This window comes from Burkholderia sp. Bp8998, assembly GCF_003854235.1.
GTDB lineage: Bacteria > Pseudomonadota > Gammaproteobacteria > Burkholderiales > Burkholderiaceae > Burkholderia.
In genome coordinates this window covers 127,996-148,703 of the sequence record NZ_QTQF01000018.1, presented here as the reverse complement: position 1 = coordinate 148,703, position 20,708 = coordinate 127,996, and the positions used below count along the sequence as shown (strand labels likewise).

General features: G+C 66.4%; 19 protein-coding genes. 10 read left to right on the top strand and 9 right to left on the bottom strand.

Features of this window, described 5'->3' with window-relative positions; genetic code table 11:
- Positions 1-346 precede the first annotated feature (346 nt).
- Both phaP and DIE06_RS19465 read right to left on the bottom strand, forming a co-directional pair.
- Positions 347-928 (bottom strand): TIGR01841 family phasin, encoded by a 582-nt coding sequence (phaP, locus tag DIE06_RS19475; RefSeq protein ID WP_124662748.1) that lies wholly within the window; start codon positions 926-928, stop codon positions 347-349.
- 457 nt (positions 929-1,385) lie between these two features.
- A complete protein-coding gene (locus DIE06_RS19465) occupies positions 1,386-2,150 on the bottom strand; it encodes a ParA family protein (RefSeq protein WP_124662746.1) in 765 nt (254 codons plus the stop codon).
- Between the two features lie 215 nt (positions 2,151-2,365).
- On the opposite strand from DIE06_RS19465, the gene DIE06_RS19460 reads away from it, so the two are divergent.
- On the top strand, positions 2,366-2,590 hold the full coding sequence (locus DIE06_RS19460; RefSeq protein ID WP_124662745.1) for a hypothetical protein: 225 nt from the start codon (positions 2,366-2,368) through the stop codon (positions 2,588-2,590).
- 442 nt (positions 2,591-3,032) lie between these two features.
- Here the strand turns inward: DIE06_RS19460 and DIE06_RS19455 are convergent, their stop codons facing one another.
- Together DIE06_RS19455 and DIE06_RS19450 are read right to left on the bottom strand one after the other, a co-directional pair.
- A complete protein-coding gene (locus DIE06_RS19455) occupies positions 3,033-3,587 on the bottom strand; it encodes a single-stranded DNA-binding protein (RefSeq protein ID WP_124662744.1) in 555 nt (184 codons plus the stop codon).
- A gap of 103 nt (positions 3,588-3,690) precedes the next feature.
- Entirely contained in the window at positions 3,691-4,878 is a 1,188-nt protein-coding gene (locus tag DIE06_RS19450; protein ID WP_044847451.1) for an MFS transporter, read from the bottom strand.
- A gap of 276 nt (positions 4,879-5,154) precedes the next feature.
- On the opposite strand from DIE06_RS19450, the gene uvrA reads away from it, so the two are divergent.
- On the top strand, positions 5,155-8,040 hold the full coding sequence (gene uvrA / locus DIE06_RS19440; protein WP_124662742.1) for an excinuclease ABC subunit UvrA: 2,886 nt from the start codon (positions 5,155-5,157) through the stop codon (positions 8,038-8,040).
- A gap of 255 nt (positions 8,041-8,295) precedes the next feature.
- Positions 8,296-9,378, top strand: a complete 1,083-nt coding sequence (locus tag DIE06_RS19435; RefSeq protein WP_185733426.1) for an AI-2E family transporter — start codon at positions 8,296-8,298, stop codon at positions 9,376-9,378.
- A 124-nt stretch (positions 9,379-9,502) separates the two neighbouring features.
- Here DIE06_RS19435 and purU read toward each other — a convergent pair whose 3' ends face one another.
- The 5 genes from purU to DIE06_RS19410 all read right to left on the bottom strand — a co-directional run bounded on the left by purU (position 9,503) and on the right by DIE06_RS19410 (position 14,639).
- A complete protein-coding gene (purU, locus tag DIE06_RS19430) occupies positions 9,503-10,387 on the bottom strand; it encodes a formyltetrahydrofolate deformylase (protein WP_124662741.1) in 885 nt (294 codons plus the stop codon).
- 88 nt (positions 10,388-10,475) lie between these two features.
- Positions 10,476-11,333: an NUDIX hydrolase family protein gene (locus DIE06_RS19425; RefSeq protein WP_124662740.1), complete on the bottom strand. Its 858-nt coding sequence runs from the start codon at positions 11,331-11,333 to the stop codon at positions 10,476-10,478.
- Positions 11,334-11,338: 5 nt separating this feature from the next.
- Positions 11,339-11,953 (bottom strand): LysE family translocator, encoded by a 615-nt coding sequence (locus DIE06_RS19420; protein ID WP_124662739.1) that lies wholly within the window; start codon positions 11,951-11,953, stop codon positions 11,339-11,341.
- 34 nt (positions 11,954-11,987) lie between these two features.
- Entirely contained in the window at positions 11,988-12,554 is a 567-nt protein-coding gene (locus DIE06_RS19415) for an adenine phosphoribosyltransferase (protein WP_124616959.1), read from the bottom strand.
- A 78-nt stretch (positions 12,555-12,632) separates the two neighbouring features.
- Positions 12,633-14,639 (bottom strand): monovalent cation:proton antiporter family protein, encoded by a 2,007-nt coding sequence (locus DIE06_RS19410; RefSeq protein ID WP_124662738.1) that lies wholly within the window; start codon positions 14,637-14,639, stop codon positions 12,633-12,635.
- 125 nt (positions 14,640-14,764) lie between these two features.
- Here DIE06_RS19410 and kdsD point away from each other — a divergent pair, with 125 nt between their 5' ends.
- From kdsD to hpf, 7 genes are all read left to right on the top strand, one after another.
- Positions 14,765-15,748 carry an arabinose 5-phosphate isomerase KdsD gene (gene kdsD, locus DIE06_RS19405; RefSeq protein WP_124662737.1) on the top strand — a complete coding sequence of 328 codons (984 nt, stop codon included), beginning with the start codon at positions 14,765-14,767 and terminating at the stop codon, positions 15,746-15,748.
- A complete protein-coding gene (locus tag DIE06_RS19400; protein WP_124662736.1) occupies positions 15,748-16,284 on the top strand; it encodes an HAD family hydrolase in 537 nt (178 codons plus the stop codon). Before kdsD ends, DIE06_RS19400 begins: the two co-directional genes overlap by 1 nt.
- Positions 16,285-16,287: 3 nt before the next feature.
- Positions 16,288-16,902: an LPS export ABC transporter periplasmic protein LptC gene (gene lptC, locus DIE06_RS19395; RefSeq protein WP_124662735.1), complete on the top strand. Its 615-nt coding sequence runs from the start codon at positions 16,288-16,290 to the stop codon at positions 16,900-16,902.
- Positions 16,903-16,922: 20 nt separating this feature from the next.
- A complete protein-coding gene (gene lptA / locus DIE06_RS19390; protein WP_124662734.1) occupies positions 16,923-17,588 on the top strand; it encodes a lipopolysaccharide transport periplasmic protein LptA in 666 nt (221 codons plus the stop codon).
- Positions 17,585-18,361 (top strand): LPS export ABC transporter ATP-binding protein, encoded by a 777-nt coding sequence (gene lptB, locus DIE06_RS19385; protein ID WP_044847462.1) that lies wholly within the window; start codon positions 17,585-17,587, stop codon positions 18,359-18,361. Before lptA ends, lptB begins: the two co-directional genes overlap by 4 nt.
- Before the next feature lie 164 nt (positions 18,362-18,525).
- Complete coding sequence (locus DIE06_RS19380; RefSeq protein WP_124662733.1) at positions 18,526-20,031, top strand: RNA polymerase factor sigma-54; 1,506 nt, start codon at positions 18,526-18,528, stop codon at positions 20,029-20,031.
- Between the two features lie 159 nt (positions 20,032-20,190).
- Positions 20,191-20,550: a ribosome hibernation-promoting factor, HPF/YfiA family gene (hpf, locus tag DIE06_RS19375; protein ID WP_006477786.1), complete on the top strand. Its 360-nt coding sequence runs from the start codon at positions 20,191-20,193 to the stop codon at positions 20,548-20,550.
- The last annotated feature ends 158 nt before the right edge of the window (positions 20,551-20,708 follow it).

The window sequence follows — 20,708 nt, the reverse complement described above, 5'->3', positions numbered from 1 at the left end:
GCCGCGACCTTCGCGAGCGAGCCGCCGAATTTGCCGACCGCGGTCCGCGCGGCCGATACGATCACTACGTCCGTCATGTTTTGTTCCTGCATTGAAATCAGTGGGTCGATCCGCATTGCGTGCCGGTACGGTCCGGCGGCCGCCGGTGGCGCGTGAGCGCGGCGCGGCCCGGAATGCGGCTGCACGTTCGCGCGCTCATGCGCGTCGCACATCCACACGGTCCTGCCATACGCCGGCACGTTGCTGCGCGCCGGACATTCGCCGGCCGCCACGCGGCACACGCGACGGCCGGCGCCTTCCGGCGCCGTTCAATCGTGTCCGTGTCGCGCCTGCGCGCGACACGCGGTCATGCAGCCGATTCGCGCGAAGCGGCTTCCTTGCGCGCGGCGGCCGCGGTCTGCTTGGCACCGCGCGCCGTCGTTTCGCTGACCGCGTCGAAGCCGCTTTGCGCGGCCTCGATCGCCTGCCCCGCCGCGGCGCGCACCGAGTCGGCCGCGGCAGTCGCCGCGGACAGTGCCGAGTTCAGCGCGGCGACCACCGGGGCCGAGCCGGCCGGCGCATGCTTCGCCAGCTCGCCGAACACGTCCTTCACGCGCTTGTCGGTCTGCTCGTACTGAGCCTGCGCGACCTTCGTCCACTCGGCCTGCGTCGACACCGCGATGTCGAACAGATGGCGACCGTACGCGACGGCCTTGCCGGCGGCTTCCTGCGGTGCGGCGATCTGCTGCGCGAAACCCGCTGCCGGGTTGCTCGCGTTGAACGCGTTCTTCAGCTTGTCCTCGTACTCCTCGAGCGCCGTCTTGGCCGCTTGCACGTTGAGTTCGACGACGGCCTCGAAACCATGAATTGCCGGACGCGCAATCGCGAACCAGGCGGCGATTCCGGCTTGATAATCGGCGGCGAGTTTTTCGGGGGCAAATACAGACATCGGGCACGCTCCTGTTGGCAATGCGAGAGACGACGTAAAGAAAATGGAAGTCAGGTCGATGACCTGCTTCCTTATTCACAACTCCCGGACGCGATTGCATGCGGGACGTCGAGAATCGTCATTCTAGATGCATCAATTGTCAATTAAATGGCATTAATGATAGGTGAAAACCCTGATCTCTCGAGAAGGACGCCTCTCGATCATTGCCCCCACATAAGGGGCCGCGTTGTAACCCATTGCCCTGAAACGATTTTTACCTTTTTACAGCATAACGCATCGCGGCCATCCGTAACATTTACCCCATCATTATTTCCGTTATCAGAAAAGAGGTACGTATTGAAAATGGATGTAGCCGCCGATGTAATCGTTTTTCCAGATTTATTTTGAAATCGTTACCGGGATTATTAATGACGAATTAAATGATCCTATATATCACCGAAGGACCGCGGCGACTATCTCATCCGACCAGCTCGCGATGCAGCGCGCGAAATTCCTGTGCGAGCTTGTGCGCCGGCTCGAGATGGATCACCGGCGTCGACTGCTGATGCGACTCGCGGATCTTCACCGACGCCGACAGCCGCGACGCCAGCACCGGCAACCCTTCCTCGACGAGTTCGTCGACCAGCCGCTGCGGCAGGCTCGCGCGCGGCTGGAACTGATTGATGACGATCCCTTCGACCTCGAGCGCCGCGTTATGGTCCTGCTGGATTTCCTTCACGTTCTCGAGCAGCGTGTAGAGCGCGCGGCGCGAGAAGTCGTCGCAGTCGAACGGAATCAGGCAGCGCTCGACCGCGATCAGCGCCGAGCGCGTGTAGAAGTTCAGCGCGGGCGGTGTGTCGATGTAGACGGCATCGTAGGTGTCGAGCTCGTTGAGCGCGTCGCGCAGCTTGTAGATCTTGTAGCGTGACTCGAGCTTGCCGTGCAGCGTGTCGAGGTCCGGATGCGCGGGCATCACGTCGAGCCCGTCGAACGGCGTCGGATGGATGAACGACGCGACGTCGACCGGCCGGAAGTTGAACGTCAGCGCGGTCTCGAAGAATCCGGCGACGCCGGGATGCGCGTCGGTCGCGCGGTCGCCGAGCAGGTAGCGCGTGGAATTCGCCTGCGCGTCGAGGTCGATGACGAGCGTGCGCAGCCCTTCGCTCGCGCTGATCGCCGCCAGGTTGCAGACGATCGTCGATTTCCCCACGCCGCCCTTCTGGTTGAATACGACCCGCCGCATTGTTTCTCCTTCGATCGAAATGTCGAAACAACCAGCATAGCCGGTCAATAATGGCGGCTACGTGACATGCGTCAGATACGCGACAGCGGTCCCGACACGTATCGGTTGCCGGGCACGCGGCACACCGTGAATGGAGGCGGCCGAAATGTTGCGGCGCCGCATCCGAGCCGCTATACTTAGGGAAAACCCCTAGTCAAACTTGCCAAGGAGCAATCGTGTATCCCGTATTTTCGTTCCTGATGGATATGCTGCCGGGCCGCAGCACGTCTTCGTTTGCGCCCGCGGCAAAAGTGAACCGCGTCACGCTCACGGGCACGGTTGACCGCAGCGATGGCGTCGTCCTGTCGATCGACGGCAGCGACGCCTTGGTCCGGTGGCCGAAGGGCGGAAAGTCCATTGAGCGCGTCAGCAATCTGGTCGCGATTGTGGCGGAAGCGTAATTCGTCTTTTCTCCGGCGTGCTCGGCGCCGGCCTTGCGGGCAGACAACGCCTCGATGCACGTCCCCTGAGCGGTGGAATCGTTTCAAGACCCTCCCCCTCCAATGCGGCCGGTCCGCAACCGCTTCTCCCTGCCCTTCACGACGCCAATCATGGCGTTCAACGCAGCACTCGCTGAAGCTCGGTCCAATTTCAACCGTCGACATCGCCGCCGGTTCAACGTGGACACGCAGCACCATCGCATCGATCGTGCCGCCGTCGAAACTTCACGAATTGCGCGTCGAATCTCGCCAGACCCCATTCCGCGAACGGAACCCAACCGAGCAGGCACGCTCCCCCCGGGTCGAACAACGCGTAAACGAAAAAAGACCCGAAGATCCTGGCCAAATCACTGATTCAGCGCGGAAATTCGGGCCCCTCCGTACGCCAGGAACCAACGTTCCGTCAGAACGGAATATCGTCGTCCATCTCGTCGAAGCCGCCGCCTGCCGGTGCGCTCGGACGGCTCTGGCCGCCGCCGGCACCGCCGCGCGGTGCGCCGCCGGCACGCCCGCCGCCACCGCCGCGTTCCATCTGTTCGCCGCCGCGGCCGCCGCCGCCGCCACCACCGTAGCCGCCGCCGTAGCCGCCTTCGTCACCGCCGCCACCGCCGCCGGCCGAACCGCCGCGGCCGCCGAGCATCTGCATCTGGTCGGCGACGATTTCGGTCGAATAGCGATCCTGGCCGTCCTGGCCCTGCCACTTGCGCGTGCGGATGCGGCCTTCGATATAGACCGATGAACCCTTCTTCAGGTACTCGCTGACGATTTCGGCGAGACGGCCGAAGAACGCGACGCGGTGCCACTCGGTCATTTCCTTGAAATCGCCGCTTGCCTTGTCCTTGTAGCGATCGGTCGTCGCGAGACGGATATTCGCAACCGCGTCGCCGCTCGGCAGGTAACGGACTTCAGGATCGGCGCCGAGATTGCCGACGAGGATGACCTTGTTGACGGATGCCATGTGTTTCTCCAGTAAATTCGATGCCGGGCCGCCCGCGAATGTCGTCGGAGCAGCCCGCCGGGCAAGCCGGCGAACGCCGCCGGTGCCTGCCCGAAAAGAAGGTTCAGGCCTTGCGCGGCGGCGCTTTCATGCTGGCCGCGATTATAAGCCACGCCGCCACGAGCCCCGAGCACGCATAGAAGACAGTGTTCGCGCCGCCATGCTTCAGCAGCCAGCCGCCCACGATGCCGCCGAGCGCGAGCCCGATCGATTGCGTGGTGTTGTAGACGCCCGTGGCCGCGCCCTTGCGCGAACCGGGCGCGAGCTTCGACACGAGCGACGGCTGCGACGCTTCCAGGATGTTGAAACCCAGGAAGTACACGAACAGGATCGCCGCCACAATGAGGATGGTATGCGGTGCGCTGCCGAGCAACAATTGGCCAATCAGGATAGCCAGAATGCCGCCGAGCAGCACGGGCTTCATCTTGCCCCGTTTTTCCGCGACGATGATCGCCGGGACCATCATCACGAACGCGAGCCCCATCACCGGCAGGTAGACCTTCCAGTGCGCGGCGACCGGCAGCCCGCCGTCGACCAGCAGGCGCGGCACGACGAGGAACAGCGCCGTCTGCGTCGCGTGCAGCACGAGCACGCCGAAGTTCAGGCGCAGCAGCTCGCCGTTGTGCAGCACCTCGCCGAACGGCGCCGGCACGTGCACGGGCTTCGCCGCGTCGGGCACGATCCACACCACGACGCCGATCGCGAGGATCGACAGCACGCCGACGATCGCGAACAGCCCGCTCATCCCGACCCAGTGGAACACGATCGGCGCGCCGACGATCGCGACCGCGAACGATACGCCGATCGAGCCGCCGACCATCGCCATCGCCTTCGTGCGGTTCTGCTCGGAGGTCAGGTCGGCGATGAACGCGAGCACCGCGGACGACACCGCGCCCATCCCCTGGATCACGCGTCCGACGATGATCCACGTGATGTCGTGCGCGAACGCGGCGACGAAGCTGCCGAGCGCGAAGATCAGCAGGCCGGTGGCGATCACGGGCTTGCGGCCGAACTTGTCCGACGCCCACCCGTAGAAGATATATAGCAGCGACTGCGTGACGCCGTAGGCCCCGAGCGCGATACCGACGAGCAGCACGTTGTCGCCGCCCGGGATGGTCTTCGCGTAGACCGAGAACACCGGCATGATCATGAACAGGCCGAGCATGCGCAGCGCGAAGATCGCCGCGAGCGACGTGGTCGCGCGCAGTTCGGGCGCACTCATGCGGGAAGACGTGGCGGACGGATTGGACATCGGGAATGAATTTCGAATGATCGGAATGTCCGCCCGGCGGCGGGCGGCGGAAGATCAGGGCCACCGGCCCGGCAGGCCTGGCAGGCGCTTTCCGGGGCCGCTTTCCGGGGCGTCACGCAGGCAGCCTGCGGGCCGCCTCGCGCCGTGCGGCGCGGCCGCCTCCCTGGTGTGGACACCGCCTTGCTGCCAGCTGCTGCAAAGGCTGGGGGCCCCCAACGACGGCCTCGAAAAGCCGTTATAGTAGCAGGTTTGGTTCCCTCCATTTTCGCCAGGTTCATGGAACAGATCCGTATCCGTGGGGCACGCACCCACAACCTGAAAAACGTCAATCTCGACCTGCCGCGCCACAAGCTGATCGTGATTACCGGGTTGTCCGGGTCGGGCAAGTCGTCGCTCGCGTTCGACACCCTTTATGCCGAAGGCCAGCGCCGCTACGTCGAAAGCCTGTCCGCATACGCCCGCCAGTTCCTGCAACTGATGGAGAAACCCGACGTCGACCTGATCGAGGGCCTGTCGCCCGCGATCTCGATCGAGCAGAAGGCGACGTCCCACAACCCGCGTTCGACCGTCGGCACGGTCACCGAAATCCACGACTACCTGCGACTTTTGTTCGCACGTGTCGGCACGCCGTACTGCCCCGACCACGACATCCCGCTCGAGGCGCAGAGCGTGTCGCAGATGGTCGACGCGGCGCTCGCGCTGCCCGAGGAAACCAAGCTGATGATCCTCGCGCCCGTCGTCGCGAACCGCAAGGGCGAGCATGCCGAGCTGTTCGAGGACATGCAGGCGCAGGGCTTCGTGCGCTTTCGCGTGCGCTCGGGCGGCGGCACCGCGAACGAAGGCATCGCGACGATCTACGAAGTCGAGTCGCTGCCGAAGCTCAAGAAGAACGACAAGCACACGATCGACGTCGTCGTCGACCGCCTGAAGGTGCGCCCGGACATGAAGCAGCGCCTCGCGGAATCGTTCGAGACCGCGCTGCGCCTCGCCGACGGCCGCGCGATCGCGCTCGAGATGGACTCCGACCACGAGCATCTGTTCAGCTCGAAGTTCGCGTGCCCGATCTGCTCGTACTCGCTGCAGGAGCTCGAGCCGCGCCTGTTCTCGTTCAACAACCCGATGGGCGCGTGCCCGGAATGCGACGGCCTCGGCCAGATCACGTTCTTCGACCCGAAGCGGGTCGTCGCGCACCCGTCGCTGTCGCTCGCCGCGGGCGCCGTGAAGGGCTGGGACCGCCGCAACCAGTTCTACTTCCAGATGCTGCAGAGCCTCGCGGCGTTCTACGATTTCGACATCGACGCCGCGTTCGAGGACCTGCCCGAAAAAATCCGTAAGGTGCTGCTGTTCGGTTCGGGCAAGCAGACGATCCCGTTCTCGTACATCAACGAGCGCGGCCGCACGACGATCCGCGAGCACGTGTTCGAAGGGATCATCCCGAACCTCGAGCGCCGCTACCGCGAGACCGATTCGGTCGCCGTGCGCGAAGAGCTCGCGAAGTACCAGAACAACCAGCCCTGCCCGTCGTGCGACGGCACGCGGCTGCGCCGCGAGGCGCGCCACGTGCGGGTCGGCACCGGCGACTACGCACGCGGCATCTATGAAATCAGCGGCTGGCCGCTGCGCGACGCGCTCGGCTATTTCGACGGCCTGTCGCTCGACGGCGCGAAGCGCGAGATCGCCGACAAGGTGATCAAGGAAATCGTCGCGCGCCTGACCTTCCTGAACAACGTCGGCCTCGACTACCTGTCGCTCGAGCGCAGCGCCGAAACGCTGTCCGGCGGCGAGGCGCAGCGGATCCGGCTGGCGTCGCAGATCGGTTCGGGCCTGACCGGCGTGATGTACGTGCTCGACGAGCCGTCGATCGGCCTGCACCAGCGCGACAACGACCGCCTGATCGGGACGCTCAAGCACCTGCGCGACCTCGGCAACTCGGTGATCGTCGTCGAGCACGACGAGGACATGATCCGCACGGCCGACTACGTCGTCGACATGGGCCCCGGCGCGGGCGAGCACGGCGGCGTGGTGGTCGCCGAGGGCACGCCGAAGCAGGTGCAGTCGAACCCGCAGTCGCTGACGGGCCAGTATCTGGTCGGCAAGCGCACGATCGAGTATCCGGACGAGCGGCTCGCCCCCGATCCCGAACGGATGCTGCGCATCGTCGACGCGCATGGCAACAACCTGAAGCACGTCGACCTCGAGCTGCCGGTCGGCCTCTTGACCTGCATCACCGGCGTGTCGGGTTCCGGCAAGTCGACGCTGATCAACGACACGCTGTATCACGCAGTCGCGCGCCACCTGTACGGCTCGTCGGCCGAACCGGCGCCGCACGAAGCCATCGAAGGCCTCGAGCACTTCGACAAGGTGATCAACGTCGACCAGTCGCCGATCGGCCGCACGCCGCGCTCGAACCCGGCGACCTACACGGGCCTGTTCACGCCGATCCGCGAGCTGTTCTCGGGCGTGCCGACCGCGAAGGAGCGCGGCTACGATCCGGGCCGCTTCTCGTTCAACGTGAAGGGCGGCCGCTGCGAGTCGTGCCAGGGCGACGGCGTGCTGAAGGTCGAGATGCACTTCCTGCCGGACGTCTACGTACCGTGCGACGTGTGCCACGGCAAGCGCTACAACCGCGAAACGCTCGAAGTGCAGTACAAGGGCAAGAACATCAGCGAAGTGCTCGACATGACCGTCGAACACGCGTATGAATTCTTCAGCGCGGTGCCGGTGATCGCCCGCAAGCTGAAGACGCTGCTCGACGTCGGCCTCGGCTACATCCGCCTCGGCCAGTCGGCCACGACGCTGTCGGGCGGCGAGGCGCAGCGCGTGAAGCTGTCGCTGGAGCTGTCGAAGCGCGACACGGGCCGCACGCTGTACATCCTCGACGAGCCGACCACCGGCCTGCACTTCCACGACATCGCGCTGCTGCTCGAGGTGATCCACCGGCTGCGCGACCAGGGCAACACGGTCGTGATCATCGAGCACAACCTCGACGTGATCAAGACGGCCGACTGGGTGATCGACCTCGGCCCCGAAGGCGGTGCCGGCGGCGGCCAGATCATCGCGCAGGGCACGCCCGAGCAGGTCGCGAAGACCAAGGCAAGCTTCACCGGCAAGTACCTCGCGCCGCTGCTCAAGCGCCCGACCCGCAAGGCGGCGGCCGGCTGACACTTTCCGTTCCCGCGCGCGGCTCGCGACCGCGCGCGCCCGGGCCCCGCGGCGGTGCCTGCCTCATCGTTTTCCCTTCTGCGGTTTTCCCCTCTGCGTTTACACCACGAGCCAAACAGCCCGGTGGCGGACCATAATGGCAGCTATACTTTACGGTCGTAAGGTTCGCCATCCGCCCCAATCCGGTGCGGCGCCGGCCGACCGCCGTCCTGCCGCCCACCGCGCGGCACGACACACGAACGACAGGAATCCATGATGGAGAAGCAACAAGAGTCGCGCGACGCGCAGAACCGCGAGCCGCACCTGCGCAGCGTGCGGCTGACGAGCGACTTCAGCCTGCCGAAGCTGTCGGCGATCGAGTTCGGCAGCTACCTGTTCGCCCTGGTCGCGATGGTGCTCGTCATCGAACTCAAGCTGCTGGGCGGGCTGCTGGCCGGCCTGCTGGTCTATCAGCTGATCCACACGATCGCCCCGGCGATCGAGCGCCATACCACGAGCATGCGCGCGCGCTGGGTCGCCGTCGTGCTGCTGTCGATCGCGATCGTCGGCGGGCTCACCGGCCTGACGATCGGCATCATCGAGCACTTCGAGCATACGGTGCCGAACCTGCAGAGCCTGCTCGACCAGCTGATGCAGATCGTCGAGCAGACGCGCGCGCGCACGCCGGCCTGGATCGCGAACCTGCTGCCGGTCGACGTCGAACAGATGAAGACCAAGGCCGCGCTGCTGATGCACTCGCACATGGACCAGCTCCAGCAAGGCGGCAAGAGCGTCGCGCGCGGCTTCGGCCACGTGCTGTTCGGGATGATCATCGGCGCGATGATCGCGATCGGCGTCGAGCACGGCAAGGTGCGCCGTCCGCTGTCGACCGCGCTCGTCACGCGCGTGTCGCGCTTCGCCGAGTCGTTCCGCCGGATCGTGTTCGCGCAGATCAAGATCTCGGCGATCAACGCGACCTTTACCGGCATCTACCTGCTCGTCGCGCTGCCGATCTTCCACCAGCGGCTGCCGCTGTCGAAGACGCTCGTGCTCGTCACGTTCATCGTCGGACTGCTGCCGGTGATCGGCAACCTGATCTCGAACACGCTGATCGTCGCGGTGTCGCTGTCGGTCAGCATGGGCACCGCGATCGCATCGCTCGCGTTCCTCGTCGTGATCCACAAGCTCGAGTACTTCCTGAACGCGAAGATCATCGGCGGCCAGATCGAATCGCGCGCGTGGGAGTTGCTGCTCGCGATGCTGATCATGGAAGCCGCGTTCGGGCTGCCCGGCGTGATCGCCGCGCCGATCTTCTATGCATACCTGAAGCGCGAGCTGTACATGCTGCGGCTGATCTGACGCTGCGCACCTGACGCAACCCGACGCCCCGCGCGTCACGCGATAAAAAAACGCCGCGCACCATAAAGGGCGCGGCGTTCCTGTTTGCAGCAACGGGCGGCCGGCAGCCGGCTCGAGCCGCCGATCAGCGGAACACGACGGTCTTCGTCCCGTTCAGCACGATCCGGTGCTCGACGTGCCACTTCACGGCACGCGCGAGCGTCACGCACTCGACGTCGCGGCCGATCGCGGTGAGCTGGTCGGGCGTCATGCTGTGGTCGACGCGTTCGACTTCCTGCTCGATGATCGGACCTTCGTCGAGGTCGGTCGTCACGTAGTGCGCGGTCGCGCCGATCAGCTTCACGCCGCGGTCGAACGCCTGGTAGTACGGCTTCGCGCCCTTGAAGCTCGGCAGGAACGAATGGTGGATGTTGATCGCCCGGCCGGCGAGCTGCTGGCACATGTTCGGCGACAGGATCTGCATGTAGCGCGCGAGCACGACGAGATCGGCCTGGTGTTCGTCGATCACGTCCAGCACGCGCGCTTCCTGCGCGGCCTTCGCCGCATCGGACGAACCGCCGACGAGCGGGAAGTGATGGAACGGGATGTTGTAGCTCGCGGCGAGCTGGTAGAACTCCTTGTGGTTCGACACGATCGCCGGGATCTCGATCGGCAGCTGGCCGGTGCGATAGCGGAACAGCAGGTCGTTCAGGCAGTGGCCAATCTTCGACACCATGATCACGACGCGCGGCTTCACGGCCGCGTCGTGCAGTTCCCAGCGCATCCCGAACTGCTCGGCGAGCGGCGCGAATTCGTTGCGAAGCGTGTCGAGCGCCGACGCGACATCCGCGCCGTCGGCATCCTGCTCGAAGTGCACGCGCATGAAGAACTCGCCGGTGCGGCTGTCGCCGAATTGCGCGGAATCGAGGATGTTGTTGCTGCGCTCGAACAGGAAGCCCGAGACCGCGTGGACGATGCCGTGCCGGTCGGGGCACGACAGTTTCAAGATAAAGCTGTGATCGGTCGACATGACCGCTACTCCCTTCGTTTCGGTATTCGTCAAATAGGCCGTTCGTTCGGCCGCACCGCGGCACAGGCCCGGGCTGGCATGCAGCGCGTTACGCGGCCGGCGCGAACAGCGCGTCGATGCCTGCCGCGTCGGCTGCCGCAAGCCAGCGGTGGCGCAACAGCGTATCGAGCATCGCGAGGCTCGCGTCCATCGTCGCGCGGCCTTCGCGCAGCCAGCCGATCACCTCGGGCACGCCGGCCAGCAGGTGCTCGGCCACTTCGCCGTCCTGGTTGTGCGGCGCGAAGTCGCGCGGCAGCGGCAGGTCGTATACGAAGATCAGTTCGGACTGCGTGCCTTCCGGCAGCGAGCACAGCACCTGCACCGCGCGGCCCGCGATCGCGCGCGCCGCCAGGTCGGCCGGCATGCCGGCCTCTTCCCAGCATTCCTTCGCGAGCGTCTCGTGAACGCCCAGGCCCCAGCCGATGCCGCCTGCAACGACGTTGTCGAGCATGCCGGGGTCGGTGGCCTTGGTCGCGCTGCGGCGGCCGAGCCACATCTGCGGCGCGGCGGCCGAACCCGGCGCAGCCGCATATTCTACGATGCCGTTCAGGTGCACCGCATAAGTCTGCGTGCCGAAGAAGCGCGACGCGGCGCGCTCGATATACGCGAGCGGCGGATCGTCGAAGCGGTTGCGGACCGCATAGATCTCGTCGCGCCAGCCGGGAATCGCGCCCTCGGCCGCCAGCGCGCCGATCGCGCTCGCGAGCGCCATGCTGCGCGCGTCGACCGTGTCATAGCGCGCCGACAGCACGACGCGCTCGTCCGTCAGCTCGAACACGTCGGGCCAGCGCGCGAGCTTCGCGACGTCCTGGCGGCGCACCCAGCCGACTGCCACGCCGGCGATCTCGAAACGCAGGTGCGCGGCCGGATCGAAGCGGCGCGCGGCCGCAATGCACGGAAACGTCATCGCGCTCAGTCCTTCAGCGCGACACGGATGCCGATCGCGATGAAGGTCGCGCCGGCGATCCGGTCGAGCCACACGCCGGCCTTCGGGCGGTGTTTCAGCCATGCGCCGATCGCGCCCGCGCCAACGCCGAACAGCGAGAAGATCGCGGCCGTCTGCAGCATGAACAGCGCGCCGAGCTCGAACATCTGCAGCGTCACGCTCTGCACGCCGTGCGGATCGACGAACTGCGGCAGGAACACGACGAAGAACAGCGTGACCTTCGGGTTCATCAGGTTGCCGATCACGCTCTGCCGGAAGATCGCGCCAAGCGGCTGCGGCGGACGCTCGTGCGCGTTCGCGAGACCCTGGCTGCGCAGCGCCTTGATGCCGATCCACACGAGGTACGCGGCGCCCGCGAGCTTCAGCGTCTGGAACGCGACCGGCGACGAGCGCAGCACGGCCGCGACGCCGAGCGCCGCGAGCGTCGTATGGAACAGGATCCCGGCCGTGAAGCCGAGCGCGGCGACGAAGCCGGCCGCGCGGCCCTGCGAGATGCCGCGCGCGAGCACCTGCAGGTTGTCGGGACCCGGCGCGAACGTGATCGCGATCGACGTGGCGAGAAACAGCATGAAGTTGGGCATCGTGACCTCGCGGCGTGGGCCGGCGTCCAGTGGTTCAATGGCCGGCGAATTCGGTGACGGTATAGACGGGCAGTCCCGCGTTGCGCAGCAGCGTCGAGCCGCCGAGCTCAGGCAGGTCGATGATCGCCGCGCCCTCGACGACGACCGCGCCGAGCCGCTGCAGCAGGTTGCGCCCCGCCATCATCGTGCCGCCGGTCGCGATCAGGTCGTCCATGATGATCACGCGGTCGCCGGGGCGGCACGCGTCTTCGTGGATCTCGACGGTCGCGCTGCCGTATTCGAGGTCGTACGACTCCGAGCACGTCTTGTACGGCAGCTTGCCGACCTTGCGGATCGGCACGAAGCCGACGCTCAGCTCGTACGCGACGATCGGCGCGATGATGAAGCCGCGCGCGTCGAGCCCCGCGACGTAGTCGAGCTTCGCGTCGACATAGCGTTCGACGAACAGGTCGACGAGGATGCGCAGCGCCTTCGGGCTCTGCAGCAGCGTCGTGATGTCGCGGAACATCACGCCCGGCTGCGGCCAGTCGGGCACGGTGCGGATCTGGCTGTGGATGAAGGCGACCGGATCGAGCGGTGCGCCCGACGACGAATGCGGCATGAAACTCTCCGAAAAAAACGGTGCGCGAAGATCGGGCACCGTTTCGAACAAATACGGGTCAGGTTATCGAATCGCGACTCAGGCGAGCGCGGCCGGCGGCTCGCGCCGATGGCGCGACAACCGCTCCTCCGCGAGCGCGAGGGCCTCGGGCAGCCCGCGCAGCACGACGATGTCGCTCGCGCGCAACTTGGTCTGCGGGTCGGGTTCGACGCCGCGGATGCCGTGCCGGCGGATCGCCGTGACTTCCAGCCCGAGCGCATACAGCCCGAGCTCCTCCAGCGAGCGCCCGACCGCATCCGCGCGCGCATCGACCGGCACCGATTGTAGCCGCACCTGCTCGTGATCGTCGTCGTCCGTGTCGTCCGCGCCGCGGAAATAGCCGCGTAGCAGGCTGTAGCGCTCGTCGCGCATTTCCTCGACGCGCCGCACGACCTTGCGCATCGGCACGCCGACCAGCACCAGCGTGTGTGACGCGAGCATCAGGCTGCCCTCGACGATCTCCGGAATCACCTCGGTCGCGCCGGCCGCGAGCAGTTTCTCGAGATCGGCGTCGTCCACCGTGCGCACGATCGCCGGCAGCGTCGGCTCCAGTTCGTGCACGTGGTGCAGCACGCGCAGCGCGGACGGCGTGTTCGCATATGTGATCGCGACGGCCGCCGCGCGATGGATACCGGCCGCAAGCAGCGACTCGCGCCGCGCCGCGTCGCCGAACACGACCGATTCGCCGGCCGTCGCGGCCGCGCTCACGCGATCGGGATCGAGGTCGAGCGCGACGTACGAGATACCTTCCTGCTCGAGCATCCGCGCCAGGTTCTGCCCCGCGCGGCCGTAGCCGCAGATGATCACGTGGCCGCGCTGCTTGAGGCTTTGCGTCGCGATCCGCGTCATCTGCAGCGACTGCTGCATCCATTCCGTCGACGACAGCCGCATCACGATCCGGTCGGCGTTCTGGATCAGGAACGGCGCGGCGAGCATCGACAGCAGCATCGATGCGAGGATCGCCTGCAGCAGCGTCGAATCGACGAGGTGCCGGTCGAGGATCAGGTTCAGCAGCACGAAGCCGAATTCGCCAGCCTGGGCGAGCCCGATGCCGGTACGCATCGCGACGCCCGGCGTCGCGCCGAACAGCCGCGCGAGCCCCGCGATCATCGTCCCCTTGAACAGGATCTGCCCGACGAAGAAGCCGAGCACGAGCAACGGGTGCTCCCAGATCACGCGCGGATCGAGCAGCATCCCCGTCGTCACGAAGAACAGGCCGAGCAGCACGTCGCGGAACGGCTTGATGTCCTCTTCCACCTGGTGACGGAACGGCGTCTCGGAGATCAGCATCCCCGCGATGAACGCGCCGAGCGCGAGCGACAGGCCGAAGCGGTCGGTGATGAACGCGGCGCCGAGCGTGACGAGCAGCAGGTTCAGCACGAACAGTTCCTGCGAGCGGCGCCGCGCGACGACGTTGAGCCAGCGCGTCATGAAGCGCTGGCCGATGACCAGCAGCAGCGCGAGCGCGATCACGATCTTGACCGCCGCGAAGCCGAGCGTGAGCGCGAGATCCTTCGACGATTCGGCGCCGAACGCGGCGATCACGATCAGCAGCGGCACGACCGCGAGATCCTGGAACAGGAGCACGCCGAAGATGTTGCGGCCGTGCTCGGTCTCGATTTCGAGCCGCTCCGCGAGCATCTTCGACACGATCGCCGTCGACGACATCGCGAGCGCGCCGCCGAGCGCGATGCTGCCCTGCCACGTGATGTGCACCCAGCGCTCGAACAGCGCGCCGAGCACGAGCGCGAGCACGAGCGTCGCGACGACCTGCAACAGCCCGAGCCCGAACACGAGCCGCTGCATCGCCCTCAGCTTCGCGAGCGAGAATTCGAGGCCGATCGAGAACATCAGGAACACGACGCCGAATTCCGCGAGATGCTCGGCCCGTTCGAGGTCCGCGGCGATGCCGAACGCGTGCGGGCCGACCAGGATGCCGACGGTCAGGTAGCCGAGCATCGGCGGCAGGTTCAACGAGCGAAATACGACGACGCCCACCACCGAGGCCAGCAGCAGCAGCAGGGTCATTTCGAGCGGGGAAATCACGGGCGAAGCGTCCTCGTTCGTCGGGGCCACGGCAATGCGGGCGCGGGTGGTGGCGGTGGGCAAGCGACGTCGGACGAGTCCGAAGGCGCGGCGCGGCGAACAAACGCCTTTGCTATACTCCGCGCATGATAGCGAAAATCAATGATGATCGGGCGCTCGCGCTCGCCCGCGACGTGCTCGACATCGAGGCGGACGCCGTGCGCGCGCTGCGCGACCAGCTCGACGGCGAGTTCGTCCAGGCCGTCGCGCTGCTGCTTGGCTGCCGCGGCCGCGTCGTCGTATCCGGCATCGGCAAATCGGGGCATATCGCCCGCAAGATCGCGGCCACGCTGGCCAGCACCGGCACGCCGGCCTTCTTCGTCCACCCGGCCGAGGCCAGCCACGGCGACCTCGGCATGGTCACGTCGGACGACGTCTTCATCGGCATCTCCTATTCCGGCGAATCGGAAGAACTCGTCGCGATCCTGCCGCTCGTCAAGCGGATCGGCGCGAAGCTGATCGCGATCACGGGCCGTGCGGAATCGAGCCTCGGCACGCTCGCCGACGTGAACCTGAACGCCGCGGTGTCGAAGGAAGCCTGTCCGCTGAACCTCGCGCCCACCGCGAGCACGACCGCCGCGCTCGCGCTCGGCGACGCGCTCGCCGTCGCGGTGCTCGACGCGCGCGGCTTCGGCTCCGAGGATTTCGCGCGCTCGCATCCGGGCGGCGCGCTCGGCCGGCGCCTGCTCACCCACGTGCGCGACGTGATGCGCTCGGGCGACGACATTCCGCGCGTCGGGCTCGACGCGACGCTGTCTGACGCGCTGTTCCAGATCACCGCGAAACGCCTGGGCATGACGGCCGTGGTCGACGCCGACGGCAAGGTCGCGGGCATCTTCACCGACGGCGACCTGCGCCGTGTGCTCGCGCGCGACGGCGATTTCCGCACGCTGCCGATCGTCGACGTGATGACGCGCGAACCGCGGACGATCGGCCCCGACCATCTCGCGGTCGAGGCCGTGGAACTGATGGAGCGCCACCGGATCAACCAGATGCTGGTGGTCGATGCCGGCGGCGCGCTGATCGGCGCGCTGAACATGCACGACCTGTTTTCGAAGAAGGTGATCTGATGAGCGCAGCGCTGACTGCGGCCGAACGCGCGAGCCGCGTGAAGCTGATGATTTTCGACGTCGACGGTGTGCTGACCGACGGCGGCCTGCTGTTTACCGCGGCCGGCGACGCGATGAAGTCGTTCAATTCGCTCGACGGCCACGGCGTGAAGCTGCTGGGCGAGGCCGGCATCGCGACCGCGATCATCACCGGCCGACGCTCGGAAATCGTCGCGGCGCGCGCGAAGGAAATGAAGATCGCGCACCTGTTCCAGGGCGTCGAGAACAAGCTCACCGTGTTCGCCGACCTGACCGCGACGCTCGGCATCACCGCCGACGCCTGCGGCTACATGGGCGACGACTGGCCCGACCTGCCGGTGATGCTGCGCTGCGGCTTCGCGACGGCACCGGCCAACGCGCACCCCGAGGTGATCGCCCGTGCGCACTGGGTGGCCGAGGCCCGCGGCGGCCAAGGCGCGGTGCGCGAAGCCTGCGACGCGATCCTGCGCGCACAGCGCCGCTACGACGGGCTGCTCGCGGCTGCCTGCGGAGCCTGACGGATGAACACGCATTTCCGCTGGACCCAGCTGCTGCCGCTCGTCGCGGTCGCCGCGCTCGCGGGCATCACGTGGTGGCTGCTGCAGGCGACGCTGCCGCCGCCCGGCGAGGGTACCGTGCAGCCGAAGCGCCACACGCCCGACTATTTCGCGGACAACTTCTCGGTCACCGAACTCGACCAGTCGGGCTCGACCCAGTACCGGCTGACGGCCGCGAAGCTGATCCATTACGAAGACACCGAAAACAGCGACCTGACCGATCCGGCCATGCGGGCATTCCAGCCCGGCAAGCCGGTCGTGACGACCACCGCGAAGCGCGGCACCGTCAACGGCGACGTGTCGATCGTCGACTTGTACGACGACGCGCGCATCCTGCGCGTGGCCGGCGGCGGCGATCCGCAGATGCAGGCCGATTCCCAGCATTTCCGGATCTTCGTCAATGACGATGTGATCCAGACCGAAAAGCCGGTTAAACTTCAGCGCGGCCTGTCGCTCGTCAACGCGACCGACGGCATGAAGTACAACAACGTCACCCGGGTCATCGAGCTTTACGGCAACGTGCGCGGCACGATCGCCGCGGCGGATACGTCCGGCGGCTCGAAAGGTCAATCCAGGTGACGCATCCCTCACGTGACTGCATGAACGAACCGTTCCCTCGACAGAATTCCGGCGGCGCTGCGCGCGCCGTCCGCGCCGCGCTCGCCGCGACGCTCGTGGCGCTCCCGCTCGTCGGGCTGGCGCCGCTCGCCCATGCCGAGAAGGCCGACCAGAACAAGCCGATCAACGTCGAGGCGGATAACCTGACCTATGACGACCTGAAGCAGGTGACGGTCGCGACCGGCAACGTCGTGATCACGAAGGGCACGATCATCATCAAGGGCGACCGCGTCGAAGTGCGCCAGGACCCGGAAGGCTATCAGTACGCGACGTCGTTCGGCAGCGGCAAGAAGCACGCGACGTTCCGCCAGAAGCGCGAAGGCCTCGACGAATACATCGACGGCGACGGGGAACGCATCGACTACGACGGCAAGCAGGACCTGACGACGCTGACGACCGCCGCCACCGTGCGCCGCCTGCAGGGCACGTCGACGATCGCCGACACCGTGCACGGCAGCGTGATCACGTACGACGGCCAGCGCGATTTCTACACCGCGAAGGGCGGCAAGGACGTCGCGGCGCCGGGCAACCCGAACGGCCGCGTGCGCGCGATGCTGTCGCCGAAGAACGGCGGCCCCGGGCAGCTGAACGGCGCGCCGGCGAAGCTGTCGCCGTCGACCACGATCCAGGGAGCGCCGGGCCAATGAACGCGCTTCCGAATCGTCAACCGGCCGGCACCACGAGCTCGCTCGTCGTTCGCAACCTGAAGAAACGCTACGGCTCGCGCACCGTCGTCAAGGACGTGTCGCTCGACGTGAAGAGCGGCGAAGTCGTCGGCCTGCTCGGCCCGAACGGCGCCGGCAAGACGACATCGTTCTACATGATCGTCGGTCTCGTGCCGACGGATGCGGGCGAAATCTCGCTGAACGGCAGCTCGATCAGCCTGCTGCCGATCCACAAGCGCGCCTCGCTCGGCCTGTCGTACCTGCCGCAGGAAGCGTCGGTGTTCCGCAAGCTGACCGTCGAGGAAAACATCCGCGCGGTGCTCGAACTGCAGCACGGCGAAGACGGCAAGCGGCTGTCGAAGGACGCGATCGCATCGCGCACCGAGGCGCTGCTCGACGAGCTGCAGATCGGCCACCTGCGCGAGAACCCGGCGCTGTCGCTGTCGGGCGGCGAACGCCGTCGCGTCGAGATCGCGCGTGCGCTCGCGACCAATCCGAACTTCATCCTGCTCGACGAACCGTTCGCCGGCGTCGACCCGATCGCGGTGCTCGAGATCCAGAAGATCGTCAAGTTCCTCAAGCAGCGCAACATCGGCGTGTTGATTACCGATCACAACGTCCGCGAAACGCTCGGCATCTGCGACCACGCATACATCATCAGCGACGGTTCGGTGCTTGCCGCCGGCGCGCCAAGCGAAATCATCGAAAACGAAAGCGTGCGCCGCGTGTACCTCGGCGAACACTTCCGCATGTAAATCCCCCCGTGGCTGGCCGCCCCCGCCCGGCATCGCCGCGCGGGGCCGCGCCCGCGTGCCCGCACGGCGGCCCCGTCCGCGGCCGGGCGCCGCGCCGCGCGTAATCGCGGATGGCTCAAGGCGCCTGGGTCGTGGCAAACTGCCGGTATGACTCCCTCTCTGCCATGAAAGCCAGCCTTCAACTCCGCCTGTCGCAACACCTGGCGCTGACGCCGCAACTGCAGCAGTCGATCCGGCTCCTGCAGCTGTCGACGCTCGAACTGCAGCAGGAGGTCGCGATGGCCGTCGCGCAGAATCCGCTGCTCGAGAACGATGACGAATGGATCGCGAGCCCGCTGCGCGTCGCGGCGGACGGATCGCTGATCGCGCAGACGCCGCCCGGACAAAACACCGAACCGGGCATCGCGAACGGCAGCAGCCAGTCGAGCGATCGCGCCGAGCGCGACGAGCCGGCCGGCGCCGACGAGTACGACGCGTACGCATCGGGCGACGCCGGCGACGGCCCGCAGTGGAATCTCGACGAGTTCGGCCGCTCGAGCGGCGCCTCGGACGACGACGACCTCCCGCCGCTGCAGGTGCAGGAAGCCGCGACGTCGCTGCGCGACCACCTGTCCGCGCAATTGCGCGTCACGCAGGCCGGGCCGCGCGACCGCGCGCTCGTGATGTTCCTGATCGAATCGCTCGACGACGACGGCTACCTGACCGCCTCGCTCGACGAAGTGCTCGCCGACCTCCCGCCGGAACTGGAAATCGACTGCGACGAACTGAACGCGGCGCTCGCGCTGCTGCACAGTTTCGACCCGGCCGGGGTCGGGGCCCGCTCGGCGTCCGAATGCCTGAAGCTGCAGTTGCTGCGCCTCGATCCGTCCCCCACCCGCACGCTCGCACTGGAGATCGTGTCGCAGCACCTCGAACTGCTCGCCGCGCGCGACTTCACGCGGCTGCGCAAGCACCTGAAGGCGAGCGACGACGCGCTGCGCGACGCGCACGCGCTGATCCGCTCGCTGGAGCCGTTCCCTGGCGCCGCGTACGGCAAGGCCGAGGCCGACTACGTCGTGCCCGACATCATCGTGAAAAAGGCCGGCCAGGGCTGGCTCGCGGAACTCAATCCGGAAGTGATGCCGCGCCTGCGGATCAACAACCTGTACGCGAACATCCTGCGCAACAGCCGCGGCGATCCGTCGGCCGGATCGTTGAAACAACAGCTCCAGGAAGCGCGCTGGCTGATCAAGAACATCCAGCAGCGATTCGACACGATCCTGCGTGTCGCGCAGGCTATTGTCGAACGTCAGAAGAATTTCTTTGCGCATGGCGAAATTGCCATGCGCCCCTTGGTTTTGCGGGAAATAGCTGATACGCTGGGCCTACACGAGTCGACTGTCAGCCGTGTGACAACTGGCAAGTACATGCTGACCCCGTTCGGGACGCTTGAATTTAAGTACTTCTTCGGATCACACGTTTCGACCGACACCGGAGGCGCCGCATCGTCGACCGCCATCCGAGCCCTGATCAAGCAACTGATAGGAGCTGAAGACCCAAAATCGCCACTTTCGGACAGCCGCATTGCCGAGCTGCTGGCAGAACAGGGATTCGTGGTTGCGCGCCGCACGGTTGCCAAGTATCGCGAAGCCCTCAAAATCCCGGCAGTGAATCTGCGCAAGTCTCTTTAAGCCTGCTGCCTGCCCGGCGGCAGGCGTGTTCCGGCCACCGCGCACACGGGGAACAGGCCGGGCGACCTGTCCGCGAATTTGCCGCCACGGGCGGCAGGGGCAAGTCGACCGGAGCGCCGCCTCGATGCGGCCGGGTGGTCACTCGCTTGGAGAAGCACTATGAACCTGAAGATCAGTGGACATCATCTCGAAGTCACGCCTGCAATTCGCGAATACGTGATCACCAAGCTGGACCGGGTGCTACGGCATAGCGATCAGGTGATCGATGGCACTGTGATCCTCTCGGTCGACAACCACAAGGAAAAGGACAAGCAGCAGCGCGCGGAAATCAACCTGCACCTGAAGGGCAAGGACATCTTCGTCGAAAGCGCAAACGGCAACCTGTACGCTGCGATCGATCTGTTGATCGACAAGCTGGATCGCCAGGTCGTCAAGCACATGGAGCGTCTGCAGACCCATGCGCACGACCCGATCAAGCTGCAGCCGTCGATCGACCAGATCGAACTGCCGCCGCAATAACGCTCACCGCAGCACACACGACGCCCGGCTCGCCGGGCGTTTTTTTGTGTCCGAGCGGCAGTGGTGCGACCGGTCCGTCCGTGCTGCGCCACGCACGCGGCTGTGCTCTATAATGTTCCGGTTATCGCCGGGGGGCGTTGCGTGCGGTAGCTGCCTTG